22 protein-coding genes are annotated in these 24728 nt (G+C 66.9%); 18 read left to right on the top strand and 4 right to left on the bottom strand.

The genetic code is table 11. From position 1 onward, the window contains the following. Positions 1-79 precede the first annotated feature (79 nt). The 3 genes from OG394_RS09190 (at position 80) to OG394_RS09180 (ending at position 3335) form a co-directional block, all read left to right on the top strand. Positions 80-1801: a sigma-70 family RNA polymerase sigma factor gene (locus OG394_RS09190; RefSeq protein ID WP_328994646.1), complete on the top strand. Its 1722-nt coding sequence runs from the start codon at positions 80-82 to the stop codon at positions 1799-1801. Between the two features lie 383 nt (positions 1802-2184). After that, positions 2185-2517, top strand: a complete 333-nt coding sequence (locus tag OG394_RS09185) for a hypothetical protein (RefSeq protein ID WP_328994645.1) — start codon at positions 2185-2187, stop codon at positions 2515-2517. After that, on the top strand, positions 2514-3335 hold the full coding sequence (locus tag OG394_RS09180) for a ScyD/ScyE family protein (RefSeq protein WP_328994643.1): 822 nt from the start codon (positions 2514-2516) through the stop codon (positions 3333-3335). The genes OG394_RS09185 and OG394_RS09180 overlap by 4 nt, the downstream gene beginning before the upstream one ends. 98 nt (positions 3336-3433) lie before the next feature. On the opposite strand, the gene OG394_RS09175 is transcribed toward OG394_RS09180, so the two are convergent. From OG394_RS09175 to OG394_RS09165, 3 genes are read right to left on the bottom strand one after another with little or no spacing between them, the layout of a single operon-like run. Next, a complete protein-coding gene (locus tag OG394_RS09175; RefSeq protein WP_328994642.1) occupies positions 3434-4360 on the bottom strand; it encodes a COX15/CtaA family protein in 927 nt (308 codons plus the stop codon). Positions 4361-4397: 37 nt separating this feature from the next. Then, positions 4398-5201, bottom strand: a complete 804-nt coding sequence (locus OG394_RS09170) for an ABC transporter permease (protein ID WP_328994640.1) — start codon at positions 5199-5201, stop codon at positions 4398-4400. Next, positions 5201-5923 carry an ABC transporter ATP-binding protein gene (locus OG394_RS09165; RefSeq protein WP_328994639.1) on the bottom strand — a complete coding sequence of 241 codons (723 nt, stop codon included), beginning with the start codon at positions 5921-5923 and terminating at the stop codon, positions 5201-5203. The genes OG394_RS09170 and OG394_RS09165 overlap by 1 nt, the downstream gene beginning before the upstream one ends. A 172-nt stretch (positions 5924-6095) precedes the next feature. Between OG394_RS09165 and OG394_RS09160 the strand changes: the two genes are divergently transcribed. From OG394_RS09160 to OG394_RS09120, 9 genes are all read left to right on the top strand, one after another. Next, positions 6096-6824, top strand: a complete 729-nt coding sequence (locus OG394_RS09160) for a helix-turn-helix transcriptional regulator (protein WP_442914277.1) — start codon at positions 6096-6098, stop codon at positions 6822-6824. Next, positions 6821-8233 (top strand): Fe-S cluster assembly protein SufB, encoded by a 1413-nt coding sequence (sufB, locus tag OG394_RS09155; RefSeq protein ID WP_328994638.1) that lies wholly within the window; start codon positions 6821-6823, stop codon positions 8231-8233. Before OG394_RS09160 ends, sufB begins: the two co-directional genes overlap by 4 nt. Beyond that, positions 8233-9438, top strand: a complete 1206-nt coding sequence (gene sufD / locus OG394_RS09150; RefSeq protein ID WP_328994637.1) for a Fe-S cluster assembly protein SufD — start codon at positions 8233-8235, stop codon at positions 9436-9438. Before sufB ends, sufD begins: the two co-directional genes overlap by 1 nt. Beyond that, entirely contained in the window at positions 9438-9773 is a 336-nt protein-coding gene (locus OG394_RS09145) for a non-heme iron oxygenase ferredoxin subunit (protein ID WP_328994636.1), read from the top strand. The genes sufD and OG394_RS09145 overlap by 1 nt, the downstream gene beginning before the upstream one ends. Before the next feature lie 27 nt (positions 9774-9800). After that, on the top strand, positions 9801-10565 hold the full coding sequence (sufC, locus tag OG394_RS09140; protein WP_328994634.1) for a Fe-S cluster assembly ATPase SufC: 765 nt from the start codon (positions 9801-9803) through the stop codon (positions 10563-10565). Further along, on the top strand, positions 10562-11818 hold the full coding sequence (locus OG394_RS09135) for a cysteine desulfurase (RefSeq protein WP_328994633.1): 1257 nt from the start codon (positions 10562-10564) through the stop codon (positions 11816-11818). Before sufC ends, OG394_RS09135 begins: the two co-directional genes overlap by 4 nt. A gap of 5 nt (positions 11819-11823) precedes the next feature. Continuing rightward, a complete protein-coding gene (gene sufU / locus OG394_RS09130) occupies positions 11824-12291 on the top strand; it encodes a Fe-S cluster assembly sulfur transfer protein SufU (protein WP_328994632.1) in 468 nt (155 codons plus the stop codon). 82 nt (positions 12292-12373) lie between these two features. Then, positions 12374-12748 carry a metal-sulfur cluster assembly factor gene (locus OG394_RS09125; protein WP_328996818.1) on the top strand — a complete coding sequence of 125 codons (375 nt, stop codon included), beginning with the start codon at positions 12374-12376 and terminating at the stop codon, positions 12746-12748. 7 nt (positions 12749-12755) lie between these two features. Continuing rightward, positions 12756-13475: an acVLRF1 family peptidyl-tRNA hydrolase gene (locus OG394_RS09120; RefSeq protein ID WP_328994631.1), complete on the top strand. Its 720-nt coding sequence runs from the start codon at positions 12756-12758 to the stop codon at positions 13473-13475. Here OG394_RS09120 and OG394_RS09115 read toward each other — a convergent pair. Next, a complete protein-coding gene (locus OG394_RS09115; protein ID WP_328994629.1) occupies positions 13458-14390 on the bottom strand; it encodes a phosphotransferase in 933 nt (310 codons plus the stop codon). The genes OG394_RS09120 and OG394_RS09115 overlap by 18 nt on opposite strands. Positions 14391-14558: 168 nt before the next feature. Here OG394_RS09115 and OG394_RS09110 point away from each other — a divergent pair, with 168 nt between their 5' ends. The 6 genes from OG394_RS09110 to OG394_RS09085 all read left to right on the top strand — a co-directional run bounded on the left by OG394_RS09110 (position 14559) and on the right by OG394_RS09085 (position 24706). Then, positions 14559-15296 carry an SAF domain-containing protein gene (locus OG394_RS09110; protein ID WP_328994627.1) on the top strand — a complete coding sequence of 246 codons (738 nt, stop codon included), beginning with the start codon at positions 14559-14561 and terminating at the stop codon, positions 15294-15296. Then, positions 15296-16357: a hypothetical protein gene (locus tag OG394_RS09105; RefSeq protein WP_328994625.1), complete on the top strand. Its 1062-nt coding sequence runs from the start codon at positions 15296-15298 to the stop codon at positions 16355-16357. Before OG394_RS09110 ends, OG394_RS09105 begins: the two co-directional genes overlap by 1 nt. After that, positions 16354-17661: a CpaF family protein gene (locus tag OG394_RS09100; RefSeq protein WP_328994624.1), complete on the top strand. Its 1308-nt coding sequence runs from the start codon at positions 16354-16356 to the stop codon at positions 17659-17661. The genes OG394_RS09105 and OG394_RS09100 overlap by 4 nt, the downstream gene beginning before the upstream one ends. Before the next feature lies 1 nt (position 17662). Then, the gene (locus OG394_RS09095; protein WP_328994623.1) at positions 17663-18565 is read left to right on the top strand and encodes a type II secretion system F family protein; all 903 of its coding nucleotides are present in this window, start codon (positions 17663-17665) and stop codon (positions 18563-18565) included. After that, positions 18562-19485, top strand: a complete 924-nt coding sequence (locus OG394_RS09090; protein WP_328994622.1) for a type II secretion system F family protein — start codon at positions 18562-18564, stop codon at positions 19483-19485. The genes OG394_RS09095 and OG394_RS09090 overlap by 4 nt, the downstream gene beginning before the upstream one ends. 574 nt (positions 19486-20059) lie before the next feature. Then, positions 20060-24706 carry a fibronectin type III domain-containing protein gene (locus OG394_RS09085; RefSeq protein WP_328994621.1) on the top strand — a complete coding sequence of 1549 codons (4647 nt, stop codon included), beginning with the start codon at positions 20060-20062 and terminating at the stop codon, positions 24704-24706. The last annotated feature ends 22 nt before the right edge of the window (positions 24707-24728 follow it).

The following is a 24728-nucleotide window of genomic DNA, read 5'->3' as shown; positions in this document are numbered from 1 at the left end:
TCTCTGTGGCATTCTGCTTCGGCTGCATGCTGCAGCGAGGGGACCCACGGGGAATGGGGAAGCAGTGCACACGGGGAATTTGATTTCAGTAGACAGTGACGACGCGCCGACGGACAGTGACCTGATCGGGCGCGTTCGGGACGGGGATGCGGCGTGTTACGCCGAGCTCTACCGGCGGCACAGTCGCGCGGCGCGTGCCTACGCATCGAGGCTCACGCCGCGCGTGGACCCGGACGACTTGGTCGCCGAGTCGTTCGTGCAGGTGTTCGACCTGCTTCGGCGCAATGCCGGGCCGTCGACGGCGTTTCGCGCCTACCTGTTCACGACGATCAGGAACCTGCACGTCCGGAGGTCCAAACGCGACAAGCGCCTGGTCGTGACCGACGACGAGTACACGCTGGACCAGCCGGTTCAGTTCAACGACGTCGTCGAGGCCAACTTCGAGCGGTCGATCGCCGCCAACGCCTTTCGTTCATTGCCGGATCGCTGGCAGTTGGTGTTGTGGCAGCTCGATGTCGAGCGGCGCGGAGCGGCGGAGATCGGCGCGGACCTCGGACTTTCCGCGAACGGGGTCTCGGCGCTGGCCGTCCGCGCCCGGGAGGGCCTGCGACAGGCCTATCTGCGTGAGCATCTCGACCACGTTCAGGATCGCGAATGCCGCTCGGTCATCGACGGCCTCGCTTCGTATGTGCGCCAGAACGCCTCCAAGCGCAGCCAGGGCCGGATCGAGACGCATCTGCCGACGTGCCCCCGATGCGACCGGGCGCATCGCGACATCCGCGAGGTCAACTCCAGCATCGCGGCACTCATCCTGCCGGTGCTCTTGGCGACCGGCTGGGCGACGACGAAGCTCGTACCCGCGGCCGCTGCGGCGGGCTCCAGCGGTGCGCCGAGCCACCTGGCGGCCGTCGACGGGGCGCGCGGCATTGTCGGCACGGTGAAGGGCATGGCCGGTGTCAAGGCGGCGGTCAGCGCCGGCGCGATGGGATTCACGGCGGTGTCCCTGGCGCTCATCGGGCTGGGGCCGGGCGGAGATGCGCAAGCGGCCGTCCTCCCGGACCTGAGTGCTCCGCGCACAGTCGTGTCGGCACCGCCGGCATCGAAGCCGAAGCCCGGATCGGTGACACCGTCGACAGAGGCCAAGGAGCAGGCTAAGCCGGTGGTGGTCCAGACCAAGGCGGCCACGGACAGACCCTCGGGGGTCGTCGTCCGGCCTTCGAAACCTACGCCGGAGCCGGTGAAACCTTCGACGAATGTCAAGCGTCCGACTGAGCAGGCGGCCAAAACGAAGGTTGACACTGACAACGACTCACACGTCGTTGTCCCGCGGCCGAAACCGACCGAGACTTCCGATCCGGATACTCAGGCGGAGGATCGCGTCGTTACGCCAGGCGTGAAGAAGCCGGAGATCAGCACGGAGGTCACCGTGCCGACGCCGGCTCCGGCCGACGCGGTGGAAGTCGGGTCCGCATCGCTGGCTCAGCGTGGCAAGTCACCCGTGTTCGACCTGACGCTGCGGCTACGCCTTGCCGATGAGCTCAGCGGGGCCTCGATCGTCGTGCATTTACCATTGGGTGCCCGTTCGCATCCGTCGTCCGACTGGCAGTGCGTGGGCGGAGTCTGTCGCACCGAGATCGGTTCGGCGGCGCCGACGTCTCTGAAGTTGACGTTCAAGGCCGATCGATCCGGGCCCGTCGAGGTATCGGGCAGTGTAATCGGCATCAAGGACGGCGTGCGGCTCGACAGCGTGCCCTTCGTGGCTCACGCCGACTCAAAAAACGCCGTCACGGTTGACCGGTAACGGACTCACTACCAATAGGCGAGGGGCTTCGGCGGCCTCCCCCAACGGGCCTCCCGCCGGTCGGCAGGTACGGGGTAGTTGACCTCGAGTCAGCGCCCTGCCGGCCGAGAGAGACGCCAGGCGAGCAACGACCCCCCGCTCCCTGGCGTTTCTCTCACCCGATTCCGGGCAAGGGGCGACGCCTGCCGAAGGTGAGCAGGGTGCGGCGCCGAGCTACTGATGGTGGGGGTTTGCCTTATGGGGCAAGGGAAACGGCTACCGCGGGTGGGATGGTCGCGACGGGGAGTCGTGCCGTTGACGGGAGGCGAGAGTGGGTGTGGCATGGGTGGTCGCGGGCGCGGGAGGCGCTCGCTTCGGGGCGCTAGGCAATAGGGGGTAATGCGATGGGGGTACGACGAACACGGAGTGCGCGGCTGATTGCCGCCTCGGTAGCGATCGCGGTCGTGGGGGTTCTACTCGGGACCGCTCCGGCCGTCGGCGCTAGCGGAGCAAAGGCGACCGGCGGTGGCGGGGGAGTGCTCAAACCCGTGGTGACCGGGATCGAAGGGCCGCGGGGGCTGGCGGTTTCGCCTTCGGGTGGCAAGGTGATCTACGGCGTGGCCGACGGGTCGATCTACCAGGCGGTTGCTGGTGGCAACAACAAGGGGATTCGCAAACTCGGCCAGGTTCCGGCCAGTTTGTCGCGCCGGCCGTTGACACGAACGTGCACGGTGTGACGTTCGCGCTGACTGTGGGCGGGCCGCCGGGGACGGGTGCTGCCACGCTGTACCGGATCCGTCCGGGCAAATCGCCGGTGAAGATCAAGGACATCGCGAAATACCAGCAGGGCGATCCGGATCCGTACAACATCGAGGGCGTGGTCGAGGAGTCCAACCCGTACGGTTTGGCCGCGCTGCGCGACGGGTCTGTGCTGGTGGCGGATGCCGCGGGCAACGACCTGCTGCGGGTTTGGCCGAGTGGTTATACGAAGACGGTGGCGCGGATCAAGCCCCGCGTCGTACCGGTGCCGGCGGGGTTGCCGCCGAACGGTCCGGATGGCAGTCCGCTTCCGCCGGCCGGGACGCTCATCCCGTCAGAGGGTGTCGCGACGTCGGTCACGGTCGGTTCCGACGGTCATTACTACGTCGGCGAGTTGCGGGGATTCCCTGCCACGCCAGGCAAATCCCAGGTCTGGCGGATCAAGCCGAACTCGTACGGCGCGGTGTGTGATCCGGCCAGCCCATACAAGGGGAAGTGCCAGCGGTACGCCGACGGGTTCACGTCGATCGTCGACCTCGGTGCCGGGTCGCACCACCGCATCTTCGTGGTCCAACTCGCCAAGGTGAGCTGGTTCCAGTGGGAGCTGGGTGGTTCGCCGGTCGGCAGTCTGTACCAGCTCTTCCGAGGCCGTCACCACCGCGGTGGCTTCCGCCACGAACTGGTACCGGGCCAACTGGTGTTGCCAGGTGGAGTTGCCGTGAGCAAGTTCGGACAGGTGTACACGAGTGGGCCGATCTTCGGTCCAGGCGCGATCTCCCGGGTCTCACGGGGCTGACCCAGCCGAGAGCTGACGGCATGCCCGTGCCGTCACGGCCCGGCGGACGGTCCTCACCCCTTCCGCCGGGTCATCTCGCCTCGAGCTGACGTCGAACGTCAGGTAGCAGGGGTGCCGCGTTCGCCGTAGACGGCCGTTACCAGTGCGATCAGGATTGCCGCGAAGGCCATGTGCAGGATGACCGCGAGGATCGGCAAACCCGTGAAGTACTGGACGAAACCGACCGTGCCCTGGATGAGTTCCATCGCGAGCAGCCAGGCCGCCATCTGACGCAAAGTCCGCGAGGTTGCGGTGATACGCGTCGCGATCACCAACGCCACCGAGACGCCGAGCAGCAGGAAGACGGCGTCCGCGTGGAGCTGGCTGATGATCTCCTCATCAAACCCAGTACGCCCGGCATCCGGATCACCCGCGTGCGGCCCGCTCCCGGTGACGAGGGTGCCGAGTACGACGGTCGTCCAGACGGCCGCGACGCAAACCGTCGCGAGCGCGCGGACGACCGGCGGCGTGTGCGGATAAGGACTCGTGCGCGACCGGCGCACCATCGCGACCGTGATCGTGATCATCACCATCGAGATCAGGAAATGCGCTGACACCGTCCACGGGTTCAACTGAGTCCGCACGGTGATGCCACCGATGAGCGCTTGCAGCGGTACGCCGAGAGCCGCGGCCGTCGCGAGGCGGCGCAGATCCGTCCGGCGCGGGCGGTAGCGCATGACCGCGAGCCACGTCCCGATGGCGATCACCGCGACCACGAAACCGAGCATCCGGTTGCCGAACTCGATCGCGCCGTGGATACCGAGCTCGCCATGCGGGACGTACGACTCGTCGGTGCAGCGGGGCCAGGTCGGGCAGCCGAGGCCCGAACCGGTCAGGCGGACCAGGCCGCCGGTGATGACGATGCCGATATTGGCGATGACCGAGGCCCAGCCCCACCGGCGGACCACGTCCAGGCTCGGCTCTGGGATGTACTTCCAAATGCCGGTCACAGGCTCCGTCTCACGAGCCGTTGTCTCCGTGGTCACGGCCGCAGTCTAGAGAAGGCATGACCGGACATGATCCTCAGTCCCACCTGAAGGTGCGAGAAACCACATAACCAAGCACTGCCGACCACAGGACGAGCGCCAACGCAGCGGGCCAGGGGATGACTCCAGCGAGAGTGGCATCCGACATCCCACTAGAGAGCGCAGCACTCGGCAGCAGCTTCACAAACACCTGCACCGAGGAGGGGTACTCGGTGACCGGCGTCATGACGGCACCACCGACAAGCAGCAGCAGATAAAGCAGATTCGCCGCCGCCAACGTGGCCTCGGCACGGAAGGTCCCGGCCATCAGTAGGCCCAACGACGCGAAGGCCGCCGTACCGCACATCACCATGAGCACTACGCCTACAACCGCTACTACGCCGCCAACCGGCTTCCAGCCAAGAGCAAAACCAGCAGCGGCCAGTACGGCGATCTGCACGGCCTGGACCGCAAGGACGGCACCGATCTTCCCCGCGAGTAGACCCATCCGCGACAGGGGAGAGGCGCCGAGCCGCTTAATCACGCCGTACCGACGTTCAAAACCTGTAGCGATCGCCAGCGACGTGAACGAACTAGAGAGCACAGCAAGAGCCAGTACGCGCGGAACGACCAGATCGATCGTGCGGCCGTCGCCGAGCGGTAGGCGATCCCCAAGACCAGTACCGCCCAGGAGGAACAGCAGGATCAACGGGATGACCAGAGCGAGTAGCAGCTGCTCGCCGTTCCGCAGCAACAGGCGGAGCTCCATCCACGAATGCGCGAGGACCTTCTGGCGCCAGGGCGCGGCGCCCGGCATCGGCGCGAACCCGTGAGGCAGAACGTCGGGCGAAGAGATGGCCATCACAGCTTCCGAGGGTCGGGGTGCGTCAGCGAGAGGTACACGTCCTCGAGGGACCGGGCACCGTGGTCGGTCAGCTCGCCGGGCGTACCCGAGGCGATCACCTGGCCGGCCGAAAGTACGTGGATCTGGTCCGAGAGCTGCTCGGCCTCGTCCATCGCGTGCGTGGTCAGGACCACCGTCACGCCATCGGCACGAAGCTCGCGGATGACCTGCCAGATCTCCCGGCGGCCGTGCGGGTCGAGCCCGGTGGTCGGTTCGTCCAGGAACGCGATCTCGGGCCGGCCGACGATGGCCAGGGCGAACGACAGGCGCTGCTTCTGGCCGCCGGACAACCTCCGGTACGGCGTACGGCCGCAGCTGCCGAGGTCCAGCCGGTCTGTGAGCATGCTCACGTCCAGCGGGTGCGAGTGCAGCGCGGCGACGTACCGGAGCATCTCCAGAGCCCGTACGCCGGACCAGGCGCCGCCCTCTTGGAGCATCACGCCGATCCGTGGCATCAGGGCGTCGTGGTCCGCGATCGGGTCCAGTCCGAGCACCCGGACCTGGCCCGAATTCGGCCGGCGGAAGCCCTCGCAGCTCTCGACCGTGGTGGTCTTACCAGCGCCGTTCGGCCCTAGAACAGAGGTGATCGAGCCGGTCGCGACGGAAAGACTCAGGCCGTCGACGGCGGTCTTCTCGCCGTACCGGACGACGAGGTCGTGGATCTCTACCGCGATTGGCACGCAAGCAGTGTAGGAAACTCCCGCCGCCCCGGAGCACCCAGGACGCCCCTAATCGACCCCGGATCATCCCTGGTAGCACCGAGCGACCAGTTGGAGACGCTGTGTGCCGACGGCTCCGGGGGTTAGGTTCCCCTTATTTGAAGGGCTTCCTGATTTACGCGACACTTGCGTTGTGAAAACTTCCGCGTCGATCGGCCAGGCCCCTGCGGGCGCCTCCGCCGCGCGGGACGAGTCCACTCGCGACCGGGTCGCCCGGTCGATTCTGACCAATGGGCCGTCCAGTGCGGCGGTGCTCGCGGAGCGCCTCGAGCTTACGCCTGCCGCCGTCCGGCGACACCTGGACCACCTGCTCGAAGACGGCACGGTGGTCGCTCGCGAGGAGCGCGTCTACGGCCCCCGCGGTCGCGGCCGTCCGGCGAAGGTGTTCTGCCTGACCGACTCCGGCCGGCATGCGTTCTTCCAGGCGTACGACGACCTGGCCGCGACCGCGCTGCACTTCATCGCCGAGTCCGGTGGTGACGAGGCGGTGGCCGCATTCGCCCGCGCCCGGGTGGCCGAGGTCGAGGTCCGCTACCGTGCACTGGTCGACGCCGCCCCGGAGAGCAAGAAGGCCGACGTGCTCGCCGAGGCGCTCAGTGCCGACGGGTTCGCCGCCTCCGCCATGACGGCGGGCGCCGGCGCCCAGCTGTGCCAGCACCACTGCCCGGTCGCCCATGTGGCCGAGCAGTTCCCCCAGTTGTGCGAGGCCGAGACCGAGGTATTCGCCCGGTTGCTCGGTAAGCATGTCCAGCGCCTGGCCACCATCGCGCATGGTGACGGCGTTTGCACCACACATATCCCCGGTGCCACGGCTCCGGTTTCCCCTGTATCCGACGGCGAATCTGCGAGGACTGCAAGATGACGCAAACCGCTCACCCCGAACTGGAAGGCCTCGGCAGTTACCAGTACGGCTGGGCTGACTCCGATGCCGCCGGTGCTGTCGCCCAGCGCGGTATCAGTGCCGACGTGGTCCGGGGCATCTCCGGGCTGAAGAACGAGCCGGAGTGGATGCTCGACCTGCGCCTCAAGGGCCTGAAGTTGTTCGACCGCAAGCCGATGCCGTCGTGGGGTGCCGACCTGTCCGGTATCGACTTCGACAACATCAAGTACTTCGTCCGCTCCACCGAGAAGCAGGCGACCAGCTGGGAAGACCTGCCCGACGACATCAAGAACACCTACGACAAGCTCGGCATCCCGGAGGCGGAGAAGCAGCGTCTCGTCGCCGGTGTCGCCGCGCAGTACGAGTCGGAGGTCGTCTACCACCAGATCCGTGAGGACCTGGAGGAGCAGGGTGTCATCTTCGTCGACACCGACACCGGCCTGCGCGAGCACGAGGAGCTCTTCAAGGAGTACTTCGCCTCGGTCATCCCGGTCGGCGACAACAAGTTCGCCTCGCTGAACACGTCGGTCTGGTCCGGCGGCTCGTTCATCTATGTGCCCAAGGGCGTCAAGGTGGACATCCCGCTACAGGCCTACTTCCGGATCAACACCGAGAACATGGGCCAGTTCGAGCGGACCCTGATCATCGTCGACGAGGACGCCTACGTTCACTACGTCGAGGGTTGTACGGCGCCGATCTACAAGTCGGACTCGCTGCACTCCGCCGTGGTCGAGATCATCGTGAAGAAGGGCGCTCGCTGCCGCTACACGACGATCCAGAACTGGTCGAACAACGTCTACAACCTCGTCACCAAGCGGGCCACCTGTGAGGCCGGCGCGACGATGGAGTGGATCGACGGCAACATCGGTTCCAAGGTCACCATGAAGTACCCGGCCGTCTACCTGATGGGTGAGCACGCCAAGGGCGAGACCCTGTCGGTCGCGTTCGCGGGCGAGGGCCAGCACCAGGACGCCGGTTCGAAGATGGTGCACAACGCGCCGTACACCTCGAGCTCGATCGTGTCGAAGTCCGTCGCCCGTGGTGGCGGCCGGACGTCGTACCGCGGTCTGGTCGAGGTCGCGCCGGGCAGCCACCACAGCAAGTCCACCGTGCGGTGTGACGCGCTGCTGGTCGACACGATCAGCCGCTCCGACACCTACCCGTACGTCGACGTCCGCGAGGACGACGTCGCGATGGGCCACGAGGCCACGGTCTCGAAGGTCAGCGACGACCAGCTCTTCTACCTGATGAGCCGCGGTATGGCCGAGGACGAGGCGATGGCGATGATCGTCCGCGGCTTCATCGAGCCGATCGCCCGCGAGCTCCCGATGGAGTACGCGCTGGAACTGAACCGCCTGATCGAACTGCAGATGGAAGGGGCCGTCGGCTGATGTCAGCCACCGAAACCCTGGTTGCCGCCGGCAACAAGGGCCACTCCCACGGGGCCGGGTCCGAAGTGCCCTTGCAGACCCGGAGCGAGCGCGTTACGTCGTACGACGTGGCCGACTTCCCGGTGCCGCACGGGCGCGAAGAGGAGTGGCGCTTCACCCCGGTGAAGGCGCTGAAGGGTCTGTTCGCCGACGAGGCCGGTACCGAGACCGTCAAGGTCGACGTACAGGCGCCGGACGGTGTCACGGTCGAGACCATCGCGCCGGACGCGGTCAAGGCGGGTAAGCCGCAGGACCGCGCGGCCGCGGTGGCCTGGGCACACGCCGAGAAGGCCGTGGCCGTGCGGATTCCGGTCGAGGCCGAGCTGACCGAGCCGGTGCACGTGAACGTCGCGAGCCTCGGTGGCCGCGGTTTCAGCCATCTGGTCATCGACGCCGCCCGGCACAGCCGAGCGACCGTGATCATCGACCACACCGGTGCCGGCGAGCTCGGCGCCAACGTGGAGATCATCGTCGGCGACGCAGCCGAGCTGCGGGTCGTCACCATCCAGTCCGGTGACCGCGAGTCGATCCACGTCGCCCAGCACGACGCCAAGGTCGGCCGGGACGCCAAGCTGAACCACGTCGTCGTCAGCCTCGGCGGCAAGGTCGTGCGCGTTTGCACCAACGTGAGGTACGCCGGTCCCGGTGGCGACGCCGAGCTGCTCGGCGTCTACTTCCCCGAGGCGGGCCAACACCACGAGAACCGGCTGTTCGTGGACCACGAGGCCGCGAACTGCAAGAGCAACGTGGTCTACAAGGGCGCGCTGGCAGGCGTTTCGGCCCGTTCGGTCTGGATCGGCGACGTGCTGATCCGCGCGGCGGCCGAGGGTACGGACACGTTCGAGCTGAACCGGAACCTGGTCCTCACCGATGGCGCCCGCGCCGACTCGGTGCCGAACCTGGAGATCGAGACCGGTGAGATCGTGGGTGCGGGTCACGCCTCGGCGACCGGCCGGTTCGACGACGAGCAGCTGTTCTACCTGCAGGCCCGCGGCATCCCCGAGGATGAGGCCCGCCGCCTGGTGGTGTCCGGCTTCTTCAACGACATCATCGGCCGGATCGGCGTGCCCGAGGTGATCGAGCGTCTGCACGAGGTGATCGAGCAGAAGCTGGCCCGCGCGGCGACGTTGTCCGCCGGGGCCTCGGCTGGAGCCGGCCAGCGCTGATGAGCGACAGTTTTGAGCGTGCCTGCGCGCTGGCCGACGTACCCGACGAAGGTGTCGTCGCGGTAGAGGTCGGCGGCGTGGAGGTCGCGGTCGTGAAGAGTGCGGGCCAGGTCTTCGCCGTGCGGGACGAGTGCTCGCACGCGCAGATCCAGCTGTCCGAGGGCGACGTCGGCGACTGCGAGATCGAGTGCTGGCTGCATGGCTCGCGCTTCGACCTGCGCACCGGCGAACCGACCAGCCTGCCGGCGTACGACCCGGTGCCGGTCTATCCGGTCCGCGTCGAGGGCGACGACATCCTGGTCGACGTCAAGAACCCCCTGAATCAAGCGTCCTGAATGAACTACGGAGATAAGAAGATTCCCATGGCGAAGCTCGAGATCCGCGACCTGCACGTGTCGGTCGACACCGAGAACGGCCCGAAGGAGATCCTGCGGGGCGTCGACCTGACCATCAACGGTGGTGAGACGCACGCGATCATGGGCCCGAACGGCTCCGGCAAGTCGACGCTGGCGTACTCGATCGCCGGACACCCGAAGTACAACATCACCAGCGGTTCGGTGACGCTCGACGGCGAGGACGTGCTCGCGATGGCCGTCGACGAGCGCGCCCGGGCCGGCCTGTTCCTCGCCATGCAGTACCCGGTCGAGGTCCCCGGTGTGTCGGTGTCGAACTTCCTGCGTACGGCGAAGACCGCCATCGACGGCGAGGCGCCCAAGCTTCGTACCTGGGTCAAGGACGTCAACAAGGCGCTCAGCGACCTGGAGATGGACCCGGACTTCGCGCAGCGCAACGTGAACGAGGGCTTCTCCGGTGGTGAGAAGAAGCGCCACGAGATCGTTCAGCTGGAGCTGCTGAACCCGAAGATCGCGATCCTTGACGAGACCGACTCCGGCCTCGACATCGACGCGCTGAAGATCGTCTCGACCGGCGTCAACCGGTTCGCGGAGCAGGGTGACAAGGGCGTGCTGCTGATCACCCACTACACGCGGATCCTGCGCTACATCAAGCCGGACTTCGTGCACGTGTTCGTCGACGGCCGGATCGCCGAAGAGGGCGGTCACGAGCTGGCCGACGAGCTCGAGGCGAACGGTTACGAGCGCTTCCTGAAGGCGAGCACGAAGGCATGACCACTACCCGGACCTTCAGCAGCCCGCTGGACCTGCAGTCGGTCCGGGCGGACTTCCCGATCCTCGGTCGCTCATTGGCCGGCGGATTCCCGCTGACGTACCTGGACTCGGCGAACTCATCGCAGAAGCCGGTCCAGGTCGTCGACGCCATCCGCGCGCACTACCTCGAGCACAACGCGAACGTGGCCCGCGCCATGCACCAGCTCGGTGCCGAGGCCACGGCCGCGTTCGAGGGTGCCCGGGACAAGGTGGCCGCGTTCATCGGCGCGCCGTCGCGGGACGAGGTCATCTTCACCAAGAACGCCTCCGAGGCGCTCAACCTGGCGGCGCACACGCTCACCGCTTCGTTGAAGCCGGGGGACGAGGTGGTGATCTCCGAGATGGAGCACCACTCGAACATCGTGCCCTGGCAGCTCGCCTGCGAGCGGACCGGCGCCACCCTGCGCTGGTTCGGCGTCACCGACGAGGGGCGGCTCGACCTGTCTCAGGTCGACTCGCTGATCAACGAGCGGACGAAGGTCGTTTCGTTGACCTGGGTCTCGAACGCGCTCGGTACGATCAACCCGATCGCCGACGTCGCCGTGAAGGCCCACGCTGTTGGTGCCGTCGTCGTGGTGGATGCCTCGCAGGCCGTGCCGCAGTTCCCGGTCGACGTGGCTTCCCTGGGCGTCGACATGCTGGCGTTCACCGGGCACAAGGTCGTCGGCCCGACCGGGATCGGCGTGCTCTGGGGCCGGTACGACCTGCTCGCCTCGTTGCCGCCGTTCCTCGGTGGTGGCGAGATGATCGAGATCGTCCGGATGACCGGTTCGACGTACGCCGCTCCGCCCGCGCGTTTCGAAGCCGGTACGCCGCCGATCGCGCAGGCCGTCGGGCTTGGTGCTGCGTTGGACTACCTGTCCGGAATCGGGATGGACAAGGTCGCGGCCCACGAGCAGGCGATCACCGCTTATGCGCTCGAAGGCCTGCTGAGTGTGCCGGGTCTGACGATCCTCGGGCCGACCGAGATCGCGAACCGCGGTGGTGCGATCAGCTTCGAGCTCGACGGGGTCCACCCGCACGACGTCGCGACGGTGCTCGACACCCGCGGTATCGCCGTACGGGCCGGGCATCACTGCGCGCGGCCGGTGCACGAGCGGTTCGGCGTACAGTCGTCGACCCGTGCGTCCTTCTACCTCTACACGACGCCGGAGGAGGTCGACGCGCTTGTCGACGGCCTCGGTTTCGTTCGATCGTTCTTCAAGGTGGCGTGAGGCGTATGCAGCTGGAATCGCTGTACCAGGAGATCATCCTGGACCACTACCGCACCCCGCACCACGCGGGACTGTCCGAGCCGTACGACGTCGAGGTGCACCACGTGAACCCGTCCTGCGGGGACGAGGTCACCCTGCGGGTCGAGCTCGACGGTGACAAGGTGACCGCTGTGACGCACGACAGCGTCGGCTGCTCGATCAGTCAGGCGTCCACCTCGGTGATGACGGACCTGGTCATCGGCAAGCCGGTGGCCGAGGGCATGGCGACGTACGAGAAGTTCCTCGAGCTGATGCAGGGCCGGGGGAATGTCGAGCCCGACGAAGAGGTTCTGGAGGACGGCGTGGCCTTTGCCGGCGTCGCGCAGTTCCCGGCCCGGGTCAAGTGCGCGCTGCTGGGCTGGTCAGCCTGGCGCGACGCGACCGCGCAGGCCCTGGCCAAGACCGACGACAAGTCTGGAGTTAGCAATGCCTGAGCAGACCGAACAGATTTCCTCCCCGGTTGAGGAGGCTGCCTCGGCTTCGGTTGAGGCAGTTGAGGCTCCCGTTGCGGAGCCTGTGGTGGAGAAGGATGAGATCGAGCTGCCGGAGGTGGACCTGACGGCTGCGGCCGGCGCGGGTTCGTCCGTGGCGGTGGACGATGTCACCGAGGCGCTGAAGGATGTCGTCGACCCCGAGCTCGGCATCAACGTGGTCGACCTCGGCCTGATCTACGGCGTCTCCCTCGACGAGGAGAACACCGCCACCATCGACATGACGCTGACGTCCGCGGCCTGCCCGCTGACCGACGTGATCGAGGACCAGACCCGGATGGCGCTCGACGGTCTCGTCAACGACTTCCGGATCAACTGGGTCTGGATGCCGCCGTGGGGTCCCGAGAAGATCACCGACGACGGTCGCGAGCAGCTTCGCGCCCTCGGCTTCAACGTCTGATCCACTTGTGACCACTGGTTCATCCGAGCCGTCGCCCTCCTTGGAGAGCGGCGGCTCGTCCGGCTCATCTGGTTCTGCCGGTTCGTCCGGTTCTGCCGGCGGCGTGGCCAAGGCGGTGCACATCCCGCCAGAACGCCTCGCGCGCTGGCTGGACAACTTCGCCACCCGGCACGGCGAGACGACGTACGACGCACAGCCCGCCGTGGTGACCGTGCACGCGGCCGACGGCGCGATCGCCCGCATCGACGTACCGTTCGGCCCTCTCGAAGACCTATCCCGCGAGGGCCTGATCGCGCACGTGCTGACGGATCGCCGTCTCGGCATCCTGCTCGTCCGTCGTGGTGGTTACGGCGCGGGCGTCTTCCACGGCCTCAAGCTGATCGACTCCAAGGTCGGCTCACGCCACGTCCAGGGCAAGACCAAGGCGGGCGGCTGGTCCCAGCAGCGCTTCGCCCGCCGCCGCGAAGGCCAGGCCCGAGTCGCCTTCGAAGCCGCCGCCGAAGCCGCCGTCCGCATCCTCCTCCCACACGCCCGCCAGCTGGACGCCCTGATCTGCGGGGGAGACCGCACCGCCGTCGACGGCGTCCTCCTAGACCCCCGCCTAAAGGCCTTCCCTCCTCTGGTCCAAGGCCCGTTCCTCGCCGTCCCCGACCCCCGCCAAAAGGTCCTAGAACAAGCCGGCCTAGAAGCCCGCGCCCTCCGCATAGACCTAACCGAGCCTTCCTGACGGCAGCGCCGCGTCTAGGTCGAGTAGGCGGGTAAGGCGGTCTGCGAGTTCCACCGTAGGCGTGTGGCCGTCGAGGTGGCGGCCGACGCGGTGGACTAGGCCGGTTGCTTCGCGGAGGCGTTGGAGGTTGGGCAGGGCGTTGAGTTCGGCGTCGGTGAGGGGGAGTTCGGCGAGGTAGCCGTGGCGGAAGGCCTCGGTGGTCTGGTCGTTCTTGCTGAAGGACCAGAGGCCGGTGGCGAGGTCCATTGCGCGGTAGCCGGGGCAGGCGAATTCCAGGTCCAGGATCCCGGTCACACGATCGCCTGACATGAGGACATTCGAGACTCCGAAGTCGGCGTGGATGACCTGGCGAGGCAGATCGCAATCCTCGAACGTCTTGGCGATCCGGTCGAACAGGTCGCGAGCCGCATCCCGCCCGTCGATCGGCAACAGGTCGAAGAACTGCGGAAGGCTCCGCACCCGCGGATGCACTGTCGTGAAGTCCGCGTTCCACTCGGGCATCGGCGGAAGGTCCTTGGCCGCCAACTCGCCGAGAGCGAGATCGAGCTGCGCGAGCGCTCGCCCACAAACCTCAGCCTGTACGACGCTCTCGCGGCGCGGGTGCTCGCCCGGAATCGCCCGAGTCAACCGCGCACGCCCGCCCGACCCCGCCTCCGCCCACGTCTTTCCGTCGATCGTTGCCACCGGCACCGGAATCTCGAACGGCAGTTCTCCCAATCGTTGGCAAACCGCGTGTTCAAAGGCCAACCGCTCCGCCGTCCCCATCGAAACCCGCAGCACGAACCGCCCACCAGCCGCCTCGACAAAGTACGTCGGGTTATTGGTCCCCCGCCCCACCGCCTCAACACTCGCGACCGGCCCGATCGCCCAGGCCCCGAGCAACTCCGCCAACTCCATCGCCCGAGCCTCCCGCACCCGGCATTCCTCAAGCCACCGATTTCCGCCGGGATCAGATGTGACCACTCGCGGACAGGAAAGGTGCCGCGTACGGGGGTGAGGCGGTCCGCCTTCGGCCAAGGGTTCTGTGGGCGTGTTTGGCCCTGGGGAGGCGGGTGGGACTGGTTGACCATTACGGTAGGGCGGGTGAGCTTCTCGTCTTCTTCGCGTCCTTCGGATACCGGCTCCCGGAATGCGGGCAAGAGCCCGGTGGCCGGGCCTCATCGACTTCCCAGTACCAGGGAGCGGCGGCCGGCGCTTGCCGCGTTGGCGGTGATCCTGATTCTGCTCGGTGCCGCCGGGTCGGCGCTGATCGCGCTGCGCAGCGGTGACCGCGAGTACTTCGTCGCCGTCCGCCGGGATATTCCCCAGGGGACGAAGCTGACGGAGAAGGACCTCGCCCGAGCGAGCTTCGCGGGCGACACCAAGGCGCTCGTGAGCTGGTCGGACCTCGACAAGGTCAAGGATCGCTACACGACCACGGCGCTTTACACGAACCAGCCGATCACCATCAAGAATGTCACCGAGGGAACAGCCCCGGAGGTTCCGCCCAATGGGGCGCTGGTGGGCATCAGCCTGGAGGACGGCAGGCTGCCTTCCGATGGGCTCAGCGGTGGCGACATCGTGAAGGTGATCCGGGTGCCCGCGAACAACAGTGACGGTCAGCCGTCGGTGCTGGTGGACGCGGCAGTCGTCACAACCACGGGCCGTAAGATCGGCGACGAAAAGGCGTCGGCAAGCGCTAAGACGCAGACGGCGACGATCCTGGTGCCGTCGACTGACGCGGCAGCGGTTGGGGCAGCGGCGGCAACGAAGACGATCGTTTTGGTCAGGCTCCCACCGAACACCAAGCCCGAGATCTCGCCCGCTGGTGGTAGTCGCTGATGGCGTTGGTGGCGTTGGCGAGCGCGAAAGGGTCGCCGGGGGTTACGACGGCGTCGTTGGTGGTTGGGGCGCTTTGGCCGCGGCAGGTTTTGCTGAGCGAGTGCGACCCGTCGGGCAGTGATGTCGCGATCCGGATGACCGGGCCGGGGCAGACCGCGCTGAACCCCGACCGCGGGCTCGTGAGTTTGGCGGCCGCCGGGCGGAAGGGCATCGGCGACGAGGTCATCATGGCGCACAGCCAGCAGCTCGACGGTGGCCTCGACGTGTTGCTGGGCGTGCGCGCGCCTGAGCAGATCGGCGGTATGGGCGGGTTGTGGGCGCCGCTCGGACAGGCTTTCAACCAGATGTACGGCAGCGACGTGCTCGCGGACTGCGGGCGGATCGGCCCGAACTCGCCGCAGTTGCCCGTGCTCCAGTCCGCCGGTCTCGTCGTGCTCGTCTGTACGGCGACCGGGTCGTCCGTGGCGCACCTGCGCGAGCGGATCTCGTCCTTGGTCCACCACGTCGACGCCCAGCTCGGCGTGATCGTGGTGGCCGACCCGAAGCGGCGCGACGGCGTACGGCAGGTCTGGTCCGTGCTCGACCAGATGTCGACGCCGATCCAGCACCGGTGGCACCTCGCGCTCGACCCGGCGGGTGCCGCGTTCTTCGACGGCAGGGGCGTGGGACGGCTCGACCGGACCAGCCTGATCCGCACCGGCAGCGTGATCGCGGCCGAGATGGCGGCCGCCGTCGCACCGCGTACGTCGACCGACTTCGACATGGCCCAGGCCGCCTTCCCGACGAACAACGCGAGCTACGGCTCAGCCCAGCACGCTGCCGCGTCGTACGACGGCACTGCGACGTACGAGGCCAGTGCGACGACGTACGACAGCACAGCGACCTATGACGCCGGCACTACGACATACGACGCTGCAACCGCCACGGACCACACGGCGGCCAGTACGAGCGAAACGGCCAGCACGACCGAGGCGTCGGGCTACACCACGTCTGACTACTACGGAACAGGTACGGCCGGTACGACGGATACAACGGGCACGACCGGGGAGTACCAGCAGTGATCGACCAGGAGCTGGTGCGCAAGCTGCGCGTCCAGGTGGCCGAGCGGCTGAACGAGCAGCGCCGACGGGACCAGGTGAACGGCGTACCGCCGATGTCCGCCGAGGATGAGCGGGAGTACGCGCGTTCGCTGATCGTGCAGGTCCTCGAGGACCACGCGCGCTACGAGCTCGCAGAGGGCCGTACGCCGCCCACGCCCGACGACGACGCCGAGATCGCTCAGGCCATCCACTCGGCGCTGTTCGGCGTCGGACGCCTGCAGCCGCTGATCGATGACCCCGAGGTCGAGAACATCGACATCAACGGGTGCGATCAGGTGTTCGTGCAGTACGGCGATGGGCGCGAGGAACGTCCCGGGCCGGTGGCCGACAGCGACGAGGAACTGGTCGAGCTGATCCAGGTGCTGGCGGCCCACGCCGGTCTGACCAGCCGTCCGTTCGACTCGGCCAACCCCGAGCTCGACCTGCGGCTGCCCGACGGCTCCCGGTTGTCGGCCGTGATGGGCGTGACCTCCCGGCCGGCGATCTCGATCCGGCGGGCGCGACTGGGCAAGGTGTTCCTGCCGGACCTGGTGAACAACGGCACCATGTCGAGCGATATCGCGTCGTTCCTCAAGGCGGCCGTCGCGGCCCGCAAGAACATCATGATCGCCGGCGCGACCAACTCGGGTAAGACCACCTTGCTACGCGCCCTCGCGAACGAGATCGCGCCGCACGAACGCCTGATCACGGTCGAGCGGGCGCTGGAGCTCGGACTGGGCGAGTTCAAGGACCTGCACCCGAACGTCGTCGCGTTCGAGGAGCGGCTGCCGAACTCCGAAGGCGCCGGCGAGGTCAGCATGGCGGACCTGGTCCGCCGTTCGCTCCGGATGAACCCGAGCCGCGTCATCGTCGGTGAGGTGCTCGGCAACGAGATCGTGACGATGCTGAACGCGATGAGCCAGGGTAACGACGGCTCGCTGTCGACGATCCACTCGAACAGCTCGATGGAGGTGTTCAACCGGATCAGCACGTACGCCATCCAGTCGCAGGAGCGGCTGCCGATGGAGGCGACCCAGATGCTGATCTCGGGTGCGCTGGACTTCGTCGTGTTCGTGCGCAAGTTCAACGACTACCAGCACGGCGGCGGCCTCAGCCGGTACATCGAGAGCGTCCGCGAGGTGACCGGCTGGGACGGCCGGGTGCTGTCCGGCGAGATCTTCGCGCCGGGTGCCGACGGCCGGGCCGCGCCGCACGCGCCGATCGCCTGTATCGAGGAACTCGAGCACTTCGGCTACCAGCCGCTGGTGCATGGACGATGGGCCTGACATGGACGACCGGACCATCCTCGCGTTGCTGTGCGGTGCCGTCGTCGGTGGCGCGATCCTGCTGCTGATCGTGGCGTTGCGGGGGACCGAGCCGAAGGAGGCGACGCCCTCGCTATTCTCCCGGTCGAACAACCCCGCCAACCGCAAGGCCCTGGTCAAACTCGGCATCGGTATCGGGGTCGGCCTGGTGGTGCTGGTGGTCACCCGCTGGCTCGTGCTCGCCGTCGCCCTCGGCGCCCTGGCGGGTCTGGCCGACCGCTTCTTCGGCGGTGCCGGTGAGGAACGCCGCGCGATCGAGCGGCTGGAAGCCCTGGCCGGCTGGACCGAGGCGATGCGGGACACGATCGCGGGCGCGGTCGGCCTGGAACAGGCCATTCCCGCCACCGCGGTGAACGCCGCTCCCGCGATCAAGCCGAGCCTCAACCTGCTGGTCGACCGCCTCCGCATCCGCGAACCGTTGCCGACGGCCCTTATGCGTTTCGCCGACGACCTCGACGATCCATCGGCAGACCTGATCATCGCAGCCCTCGTTCTGAACGCACGACTACGCGGCCCCGGCCTTCGCGAAGTGCTCACCGCCCTGGCCGATTCGGCCCGCGAGGAACTCGACGTACGACGCAAGGTGGCCTCCGAGCGGCGGAGTACGCGCCGGAGCGTCCAGGTCGTCGTCGGCGTGACGTTGCTCGTCGCGGCCATGCTCATCCTGTTCAACCCGGAGTACGTCGCGCCGTACACGACCTTCATCGGGCAGTTCGTGCTCGCACTGGTGATCGGGCTCTACACGATCGGCCTGGTGTGGTTGCGCCGGCTGGCGAAGATCGAGGTGCCGGAGCGGTTCCTGGCCGGCGCCGGTCAGACCCAGGCGCGGAAGCTCGGCGACGACCGGATGGAGGTGGTCGGATGACCTGGGCGCTGCTCACCGGGGCGATCTTCGGCACCGGGATCTACCTGCTGGTGCGGGTCTTCGTCCGCCCGGCGGCCAACGTACGGTCGACCATCGCGCGGATCGACGCCGCCCGTACCGGCTACACGTCAGCGGCGACGGCGAGCGCGGCTGGGGAGCGCGTGCTCGGCGGAGTCGACCGGGCCAAGGACACGCTCGGCCGCCGGCTCGAGGCCGAGGCGATCGCCCGCGGCTGGCACTTCGGCAAGTTGCGCCGGGACCTCGCGGTGATGAACCGGCCGTTCGCCGCGATGATGGCGACCAAGGTCTTCGCCGCCATCGCCGCGCTGTTCGTGATTCCCTTTGTGCTCGGGCTGTTCGGGCTGGTGCTCGGCGCCTACGCGCCCGGTGTGACGCCCGCGATCGTGACCCTGGGCGGCGCGGCGCTCGCGTTCTTCCTGCCGGATCTGGCGTTGCGCCAGGAGGCCGAGATCCGGCGCCGGGACTTCCGGCACGTGGTCGGCAGCTTCCTCGACCTGGTCGCGATGAACCTGGCCGGTGGCCGTGGTCTGCCCGAGGCCCTGATGACGGCCTCGACCATCGGCGACCACTGGGCGATGGCCAGAATCCGGCAGGCGCTCGCGAACGCGCGGCTGATCGGTATCACTCCGTGGGACGCGATGGCCCGGCTCGGCGAGGACCTCGGCGTGGACGAACTGCGCGACCTGGCCTCCGCACTCGCGCTGGCCGGTGACGAGGGCGCGAAGATCCGCGCCTCCCTGCTGTCGCGGGCGGCCAGCCTGCGCCGCAAGGAACTCGCCGACGTGGAAGGCAAGGCAGGGGAACGTTCCCAGTCCATGCTCGTCGCCCAGTTGGTGATGTGCGCCGCCTTCCTGCTCTTCCTGGCCTATCCTGCCGCTGCGGCAATCCTGGCCAACTAAGATTGCAGGTTCCTGCAGAAAGCCCCCGGCGGCGGTGAAACCGGGCTAGGGTCTCGGCGAATCGGTCGACTGTAGGGGGAATCCGGTGCGCCGCCACGTGCTGTTACTTTTGTCTGTCCTGAGTGTCTTTGCCTCACTTCTCGCTGTTCCCAGCGTCGCTGCTCCAAGCGCTCCAACAGGCTCGGCCGCCGGTACGGCCGCGTCCGTGACACCGACGAGTGGGGCCGGCCAATATGTACCGCTGACCACGCCGGCGCGGCTCCTGGACACTGGTGCCGCGGTGGGTGTTCCTACCTCGACTGCGGTTCCGGCGCAGACGACCGTTACTACGAAGTTCGCCGGTCGAGGCGGATTGCCGGCGTCCGGTATCAGCGGATTATCCGTCAACATTCACGTAGGAAACCCGACTGCGGCAGGCGCACTACCTGCGTGGCCGGCGGGTCAGCCACGTCCCGGCGTCTCTACGCTGATCTTCCCAGTAGGCGGGTGGACGACTTCCAGCTCTCTGCTGCGCGTCAATGCGGCCGGCGAGGCGAGCTTCCACAACTCCAGCTCAGGCACACTCCGGCTGATCGTGGATGTCGCTGGTTACTACACCGACGACAGCGTGACCGCTCCGGCAACTCGCTTCGTTCCCCTTAAGCAGGCACGAATCGTCGATACCAGGAATGCCATCGGCGTGGGGACCAAGACTCCCGTGGGCGCCAACGCGGCGATCACCGTTCCAGTCGCCGCCAAAGGCGGGCTACCCGCCGCGGCATCGATCTCGGCAGCGGTGCTGAACATCACCGCACTCAGCCCGACGGGCGCGGGCCGGTGGACCATCTATCCCGCCGGTACGACGGCTCCGGTGGTCTCGCACGGGCAGTTCACCGCCAACCTCCCGAAGACCAACAGCGCCATCACCCGGCTGGCCTCGGACGGTCGGCTCAGTTTGGTCAACGCGTCGCCCGGGACGACTCACTATTTGGTCGACGTCGTCGGCTACTACACGCCGTCGATGAGTACGACGGCCGCGACCTTGCGGGTGCAGTCGGTGATGCCCCTGCGGATCCACGACTCCGGCGCGACGCTGCTGGCGGCCGGCGCCACCACGACGGTAAAGGTGGCGGGCAAGGGCGGCGTACCCGCGACAGGTGTCTCGGCCGCCGCGCTGCATGTGATCGGCGCGGGTGGCGGCACCACAGGTGAGTTGGTCGCCTACCCGCCAGGAACTAGCCGGCCCGCTGGCGTGACCGATGTTGTGTTCCCCACCGGCCGCAACTCCTTCAACCTCGTGTGGGCCAGGCTCGATGCCTCCGGCTCGGCAACCATCGTCAACGGCACGAATGCCACGATCCGGATCTACGTCGATCTTCAGGGCTACTCGATGGCGCCGACAGCACCAAGTACGCCGACCACGGTCGTCGGCACGCCGCAGAACGGTGCGGCTTCGGTTTCTTGGACGGCGCCTACTGTCGACGGCGATCTACCAATGTCATATGAGGTCGTCGCTTCGCCTGGGGGACAGGCGGCAACCGCGACGACTACCTCGGCTGTGGTGTCGGGTCTGACGAATGATCGGCAATACACCTTCACCGTTCGGGCGAGGAATGTCGTCGGTTCGGCCGTGTCGGCGCCGTCGGATCCGGTGACTCCGACCGCTCCGAAGGCGCCTGGGAAGCCGTTCATCAGCAATGTCACACCCCGGGATGGTGCGATCCGCGTGGCTTGGGACTCGCCGCCCACCGGACCGGGATCCGTTGTCAGCTATCGCATCGTGACGACACCTGGCGGTGCTTCCCAGACGGTGCCGGGAACAGCCTTGGACGGAACGGTGGCAGGTCTCACCAATGGCACGACCTACAGGGCAACCGTTTTCGCGGTCAACGCGGCCGGAGAGCAGGCGTCTGATCCGTCTGAGGCGGTTGTGCCGGTCGTGGCCGATGTTCCGTTGGCTCCGATCTTCTCGACGGCGATCGCACTTAGTGGACGCGCGGACCTGCAGTGGTTGCCGCCTGCCGATGGCGGTGCCGTGGTCACCGGATACGAGATCGAGGTCTCGCCAGGTGGCCAGGTGGTGACCGTCGCTCCAGACACTACGGTCACCTCGATCAACGGCCTGACCAACGGGACCGAATACACCTTCAGCCTCCGGGCGCGGAACAAGACCGGTCTCAGCGACGCCCGCTTGCAGCGCCTTACGCCCACCGCTGCCCGTGTGCCGGGTCAGCCTGAGGGGGTTCAGACCTCGGTCAGCAGCTCGGGAACTGTTGCGCTGAAGTGGGACCGCCCAACCGACGAAGGCACCTCGGCAGTCACCGGCTACATCGTCACGACCAGCCCCGGCGGCCAGCAGATCACTACGACGACCAACAGTGGGACGGTGACCGGTCTAGATCCAGCCGGCTCCTACACCTTCACGGTCGCGGCGACCAACCAGGTCGGCACCGGCCAGGCCAGTCCGCCCAGCGAGCCGCTGACACCGGCCGTTGACCTCGCGGTCACCCCTGTCATCCTGACTGAGCAGTCGATGGCCGGCGCCCGATACGTTCACGCCGACGGCACGTTGGTTTTCGAGAATCCAACCGCGCAGGTTCGGGCGCTCAAGGTGAGCGACGTCCTTGTCGCCCCCTCCACGGCCAAGACCCCACGTGGGCTGCTGCGCCGTGTGAGTCAGGTCGAAGTTCAGGGTGGTCTGACGACCATCTACACGGTCGAGGCGAATCTCTCGGACGTTTTCGACGATGGTGCGCTCGCCGCTGATCTAGTCGTCAGAGATGACGATCTCGCGTCCTTCGTGCCGGCGAACTCGCGAGTCCGGCTACGAGAGGCCACGATCGACGGCAAGTCGTTGCGCGGCGGAGGTCAGCGGGCTGGTAGCCCGGTCCAGGGCAAGGCACCGTCGATCGGCCTACGCGATGGGGCGTTCGTCCTTGAGTTCGATATGAAGTCCGAGGGCAAGTCGGTCGACGTCTCGATGTCGCTCAAGCCCCAGATCAAAACCAAGTTCGATATCGGACTGGGCTCGGCTGAGACTGCGACGGAGGTCGTCAACAAGATCTCGCTCAGCAGCCGCGCCACCGTCTCGAGCGGTGGCTTCAAGCTGGAACAGGAGATGGACCTCGGCACCCTGAAGCCGCGCTGCTTCACCGTCACTGTCGGGCTTGTGCCCGTCCTGGTCTGTCCGGAACTGAAGTTCAGCTACGGGTTCGACTTCACCGGCAAACTCGGCACCACGCTCAAGGTTTCCTATGCCCGCGAGATCGGTGCCCGGATCGAATCGCGCGGAGAACAGGTGTCAGCGACCTCGATCAACCGTGAGGTCGGCGACAACGGGGCGTTCGTCACTCCTTCGGCGAAGGTCACCATGAGCACTGGCCCGGTCGCGAAGCTGACGGTCTTCTTGATGGGGATCTCAGGTCCGAGCGTTCGGCTGCAGGTCTTCACGGAACTAAGTGCCGACAGTCTGGGGGTGCCCTGGTTCAAGGTCGATCTGGGTATCAAGCTGGGCGTCGGATGGTCTGGAAAGCTCTTCCGCTGGAAGTTCGAGTGGTCTGAGGACGAGCTTCTCGTCTTTACCAAAACGCTCCTCCAGGCTGAGGGATCATTCCGGGGCCTTGTCGCCGAAGATCCTCCCGAGCAGATCGAACTCGCGGCCACCCACATCTTCAAGGCTGCCATCAAGGGCTATCCCGAGGTCGAGCCCACTTGGCGAATGCTTAGTGGCCCCGGCACGATCACGCCGGAAGGTGTATTCACCGCATCCGCGACGCAGATGGGTGAGGTGATGGTCGAAGCGATGACGCCGGGAGGTGTCGGTCGACCACCGCTGGCGACGCCGGTCCGTATCCGGGTCGGACCAGGCGACCCTTCGCCGCCCATCAACGTCAAGGCAGCCCCGGTCCCGCTCGGGGCTGAGGTGACCTGGGATCCGGGTTTCGACGGTGGCTCAGCGCTGCAGTACTACGTGGTTCGCACCGTCCCGGACACTGGCGCTCGATATGTCCCGGCCGGCACACCCCGCGCGCTGCGCCTGAGCGGACTCGAGCCGTTCCTCTCCTACTCGGTCTCCATCACAGCGGTCAACGCGCAAGGCTCTAGCCAGGGCTCGAAGCCGACCGAACCGCTCACCCCACTTATCGGCGTCGTCAAACTCGGCGCAGCCACGAATATCGCGGTAACCGCCACGGGGGAAGCCGACTCGTCAGCCACTGCAGGCGAGACGTACCACCCAGTCATCAGCGACGACGGGCGTTATGCCATCTTTACTGCGGCCGCATGGAGCAATCTGGCACCGGCGGAGATCAAGAATCCGAACGATGACCGGCGGTTCCTGCTCCGTAAGGACCTCGAGACCGGATCGATCACCTTGGCATCGCGAGGTCTTGACGGAGTAACCCCTGAAGCGGTCAGCCAGTACCGTCACCTCGGTGTCAGCGCTAACGGCGATGTGGTCGCTTTCGTCAATGTGACTAACGGATATAACCGCATTCTCGTCCACAGCATCGGTACGAGAACGAGTTGGATCGCCTCGTCGAGCACGTCGGATATTTTGAGCCTTCAGTTGTCCGCCTCAGGAAGTGTGCTGTCCACGGTGGCACCGGCGGGGAATAACGTCCTAGCGATGCGCTATGTAAAGGGCGGCGGGCCCCAGCCGATCGGCGAGTTCGAAAGTGGGGGTAGCGAGGCGTTGTCACGGGACGGGCGCTATTTCGGCTACGCGTTCAGCAACTACAACTCGGCCACAGATCCGGCGTTATGGACCACACAATCTAGGGTGTTCGACTCGACGACTAGTACGACTACGACGATCCCGCTCGGCGCTGGCGTCAAGGACGTGATGCTGTCGGCTCTCTCCTATGACGGCTCAAGTTTCACCGCGAAGGTGTTGCTCACTGACAAGCGCTATGCGGTTGTAACTAAGAAGCGCACTGCCGGAGCAGTCACTTCGGGTGACGCCAAGCTCCATCTCGCAGAACCGCTAGATCTGAGGGTCGAGGACCTCTCCAATGATGCGACCGTGATGTCCTACACCACATACGACCATCAGGCAGGGGTTCGCCAAGCACGCGTCTACTCGTATGCCTCCGGCGTCTACCGCAGCCTCACGTCGCCAGTTGCAAGCGGCTCTTATCACGACTATGTCCGCCTGAGCGGTGACGGCCGGTTTGCCATCTGGGCCAGGCACTGCAGTGCCCCGCTATGCAACGCATCGGTGATGGTGCAAAGAGTGGGTTAACGGGTGGATGTCGCGTCGCAGA

The organism is Kribbella sp. NBC_01245 (assembly GCF_036226525.1).
Lineage (GTDB): Bacteria > Actinomycetota > Actinomycetes > Propionibacteriales > Kribbellaceae > Kribbella.
This window is presented reverse-complemented; position numbering and strand designations above follow the sequence as displayed.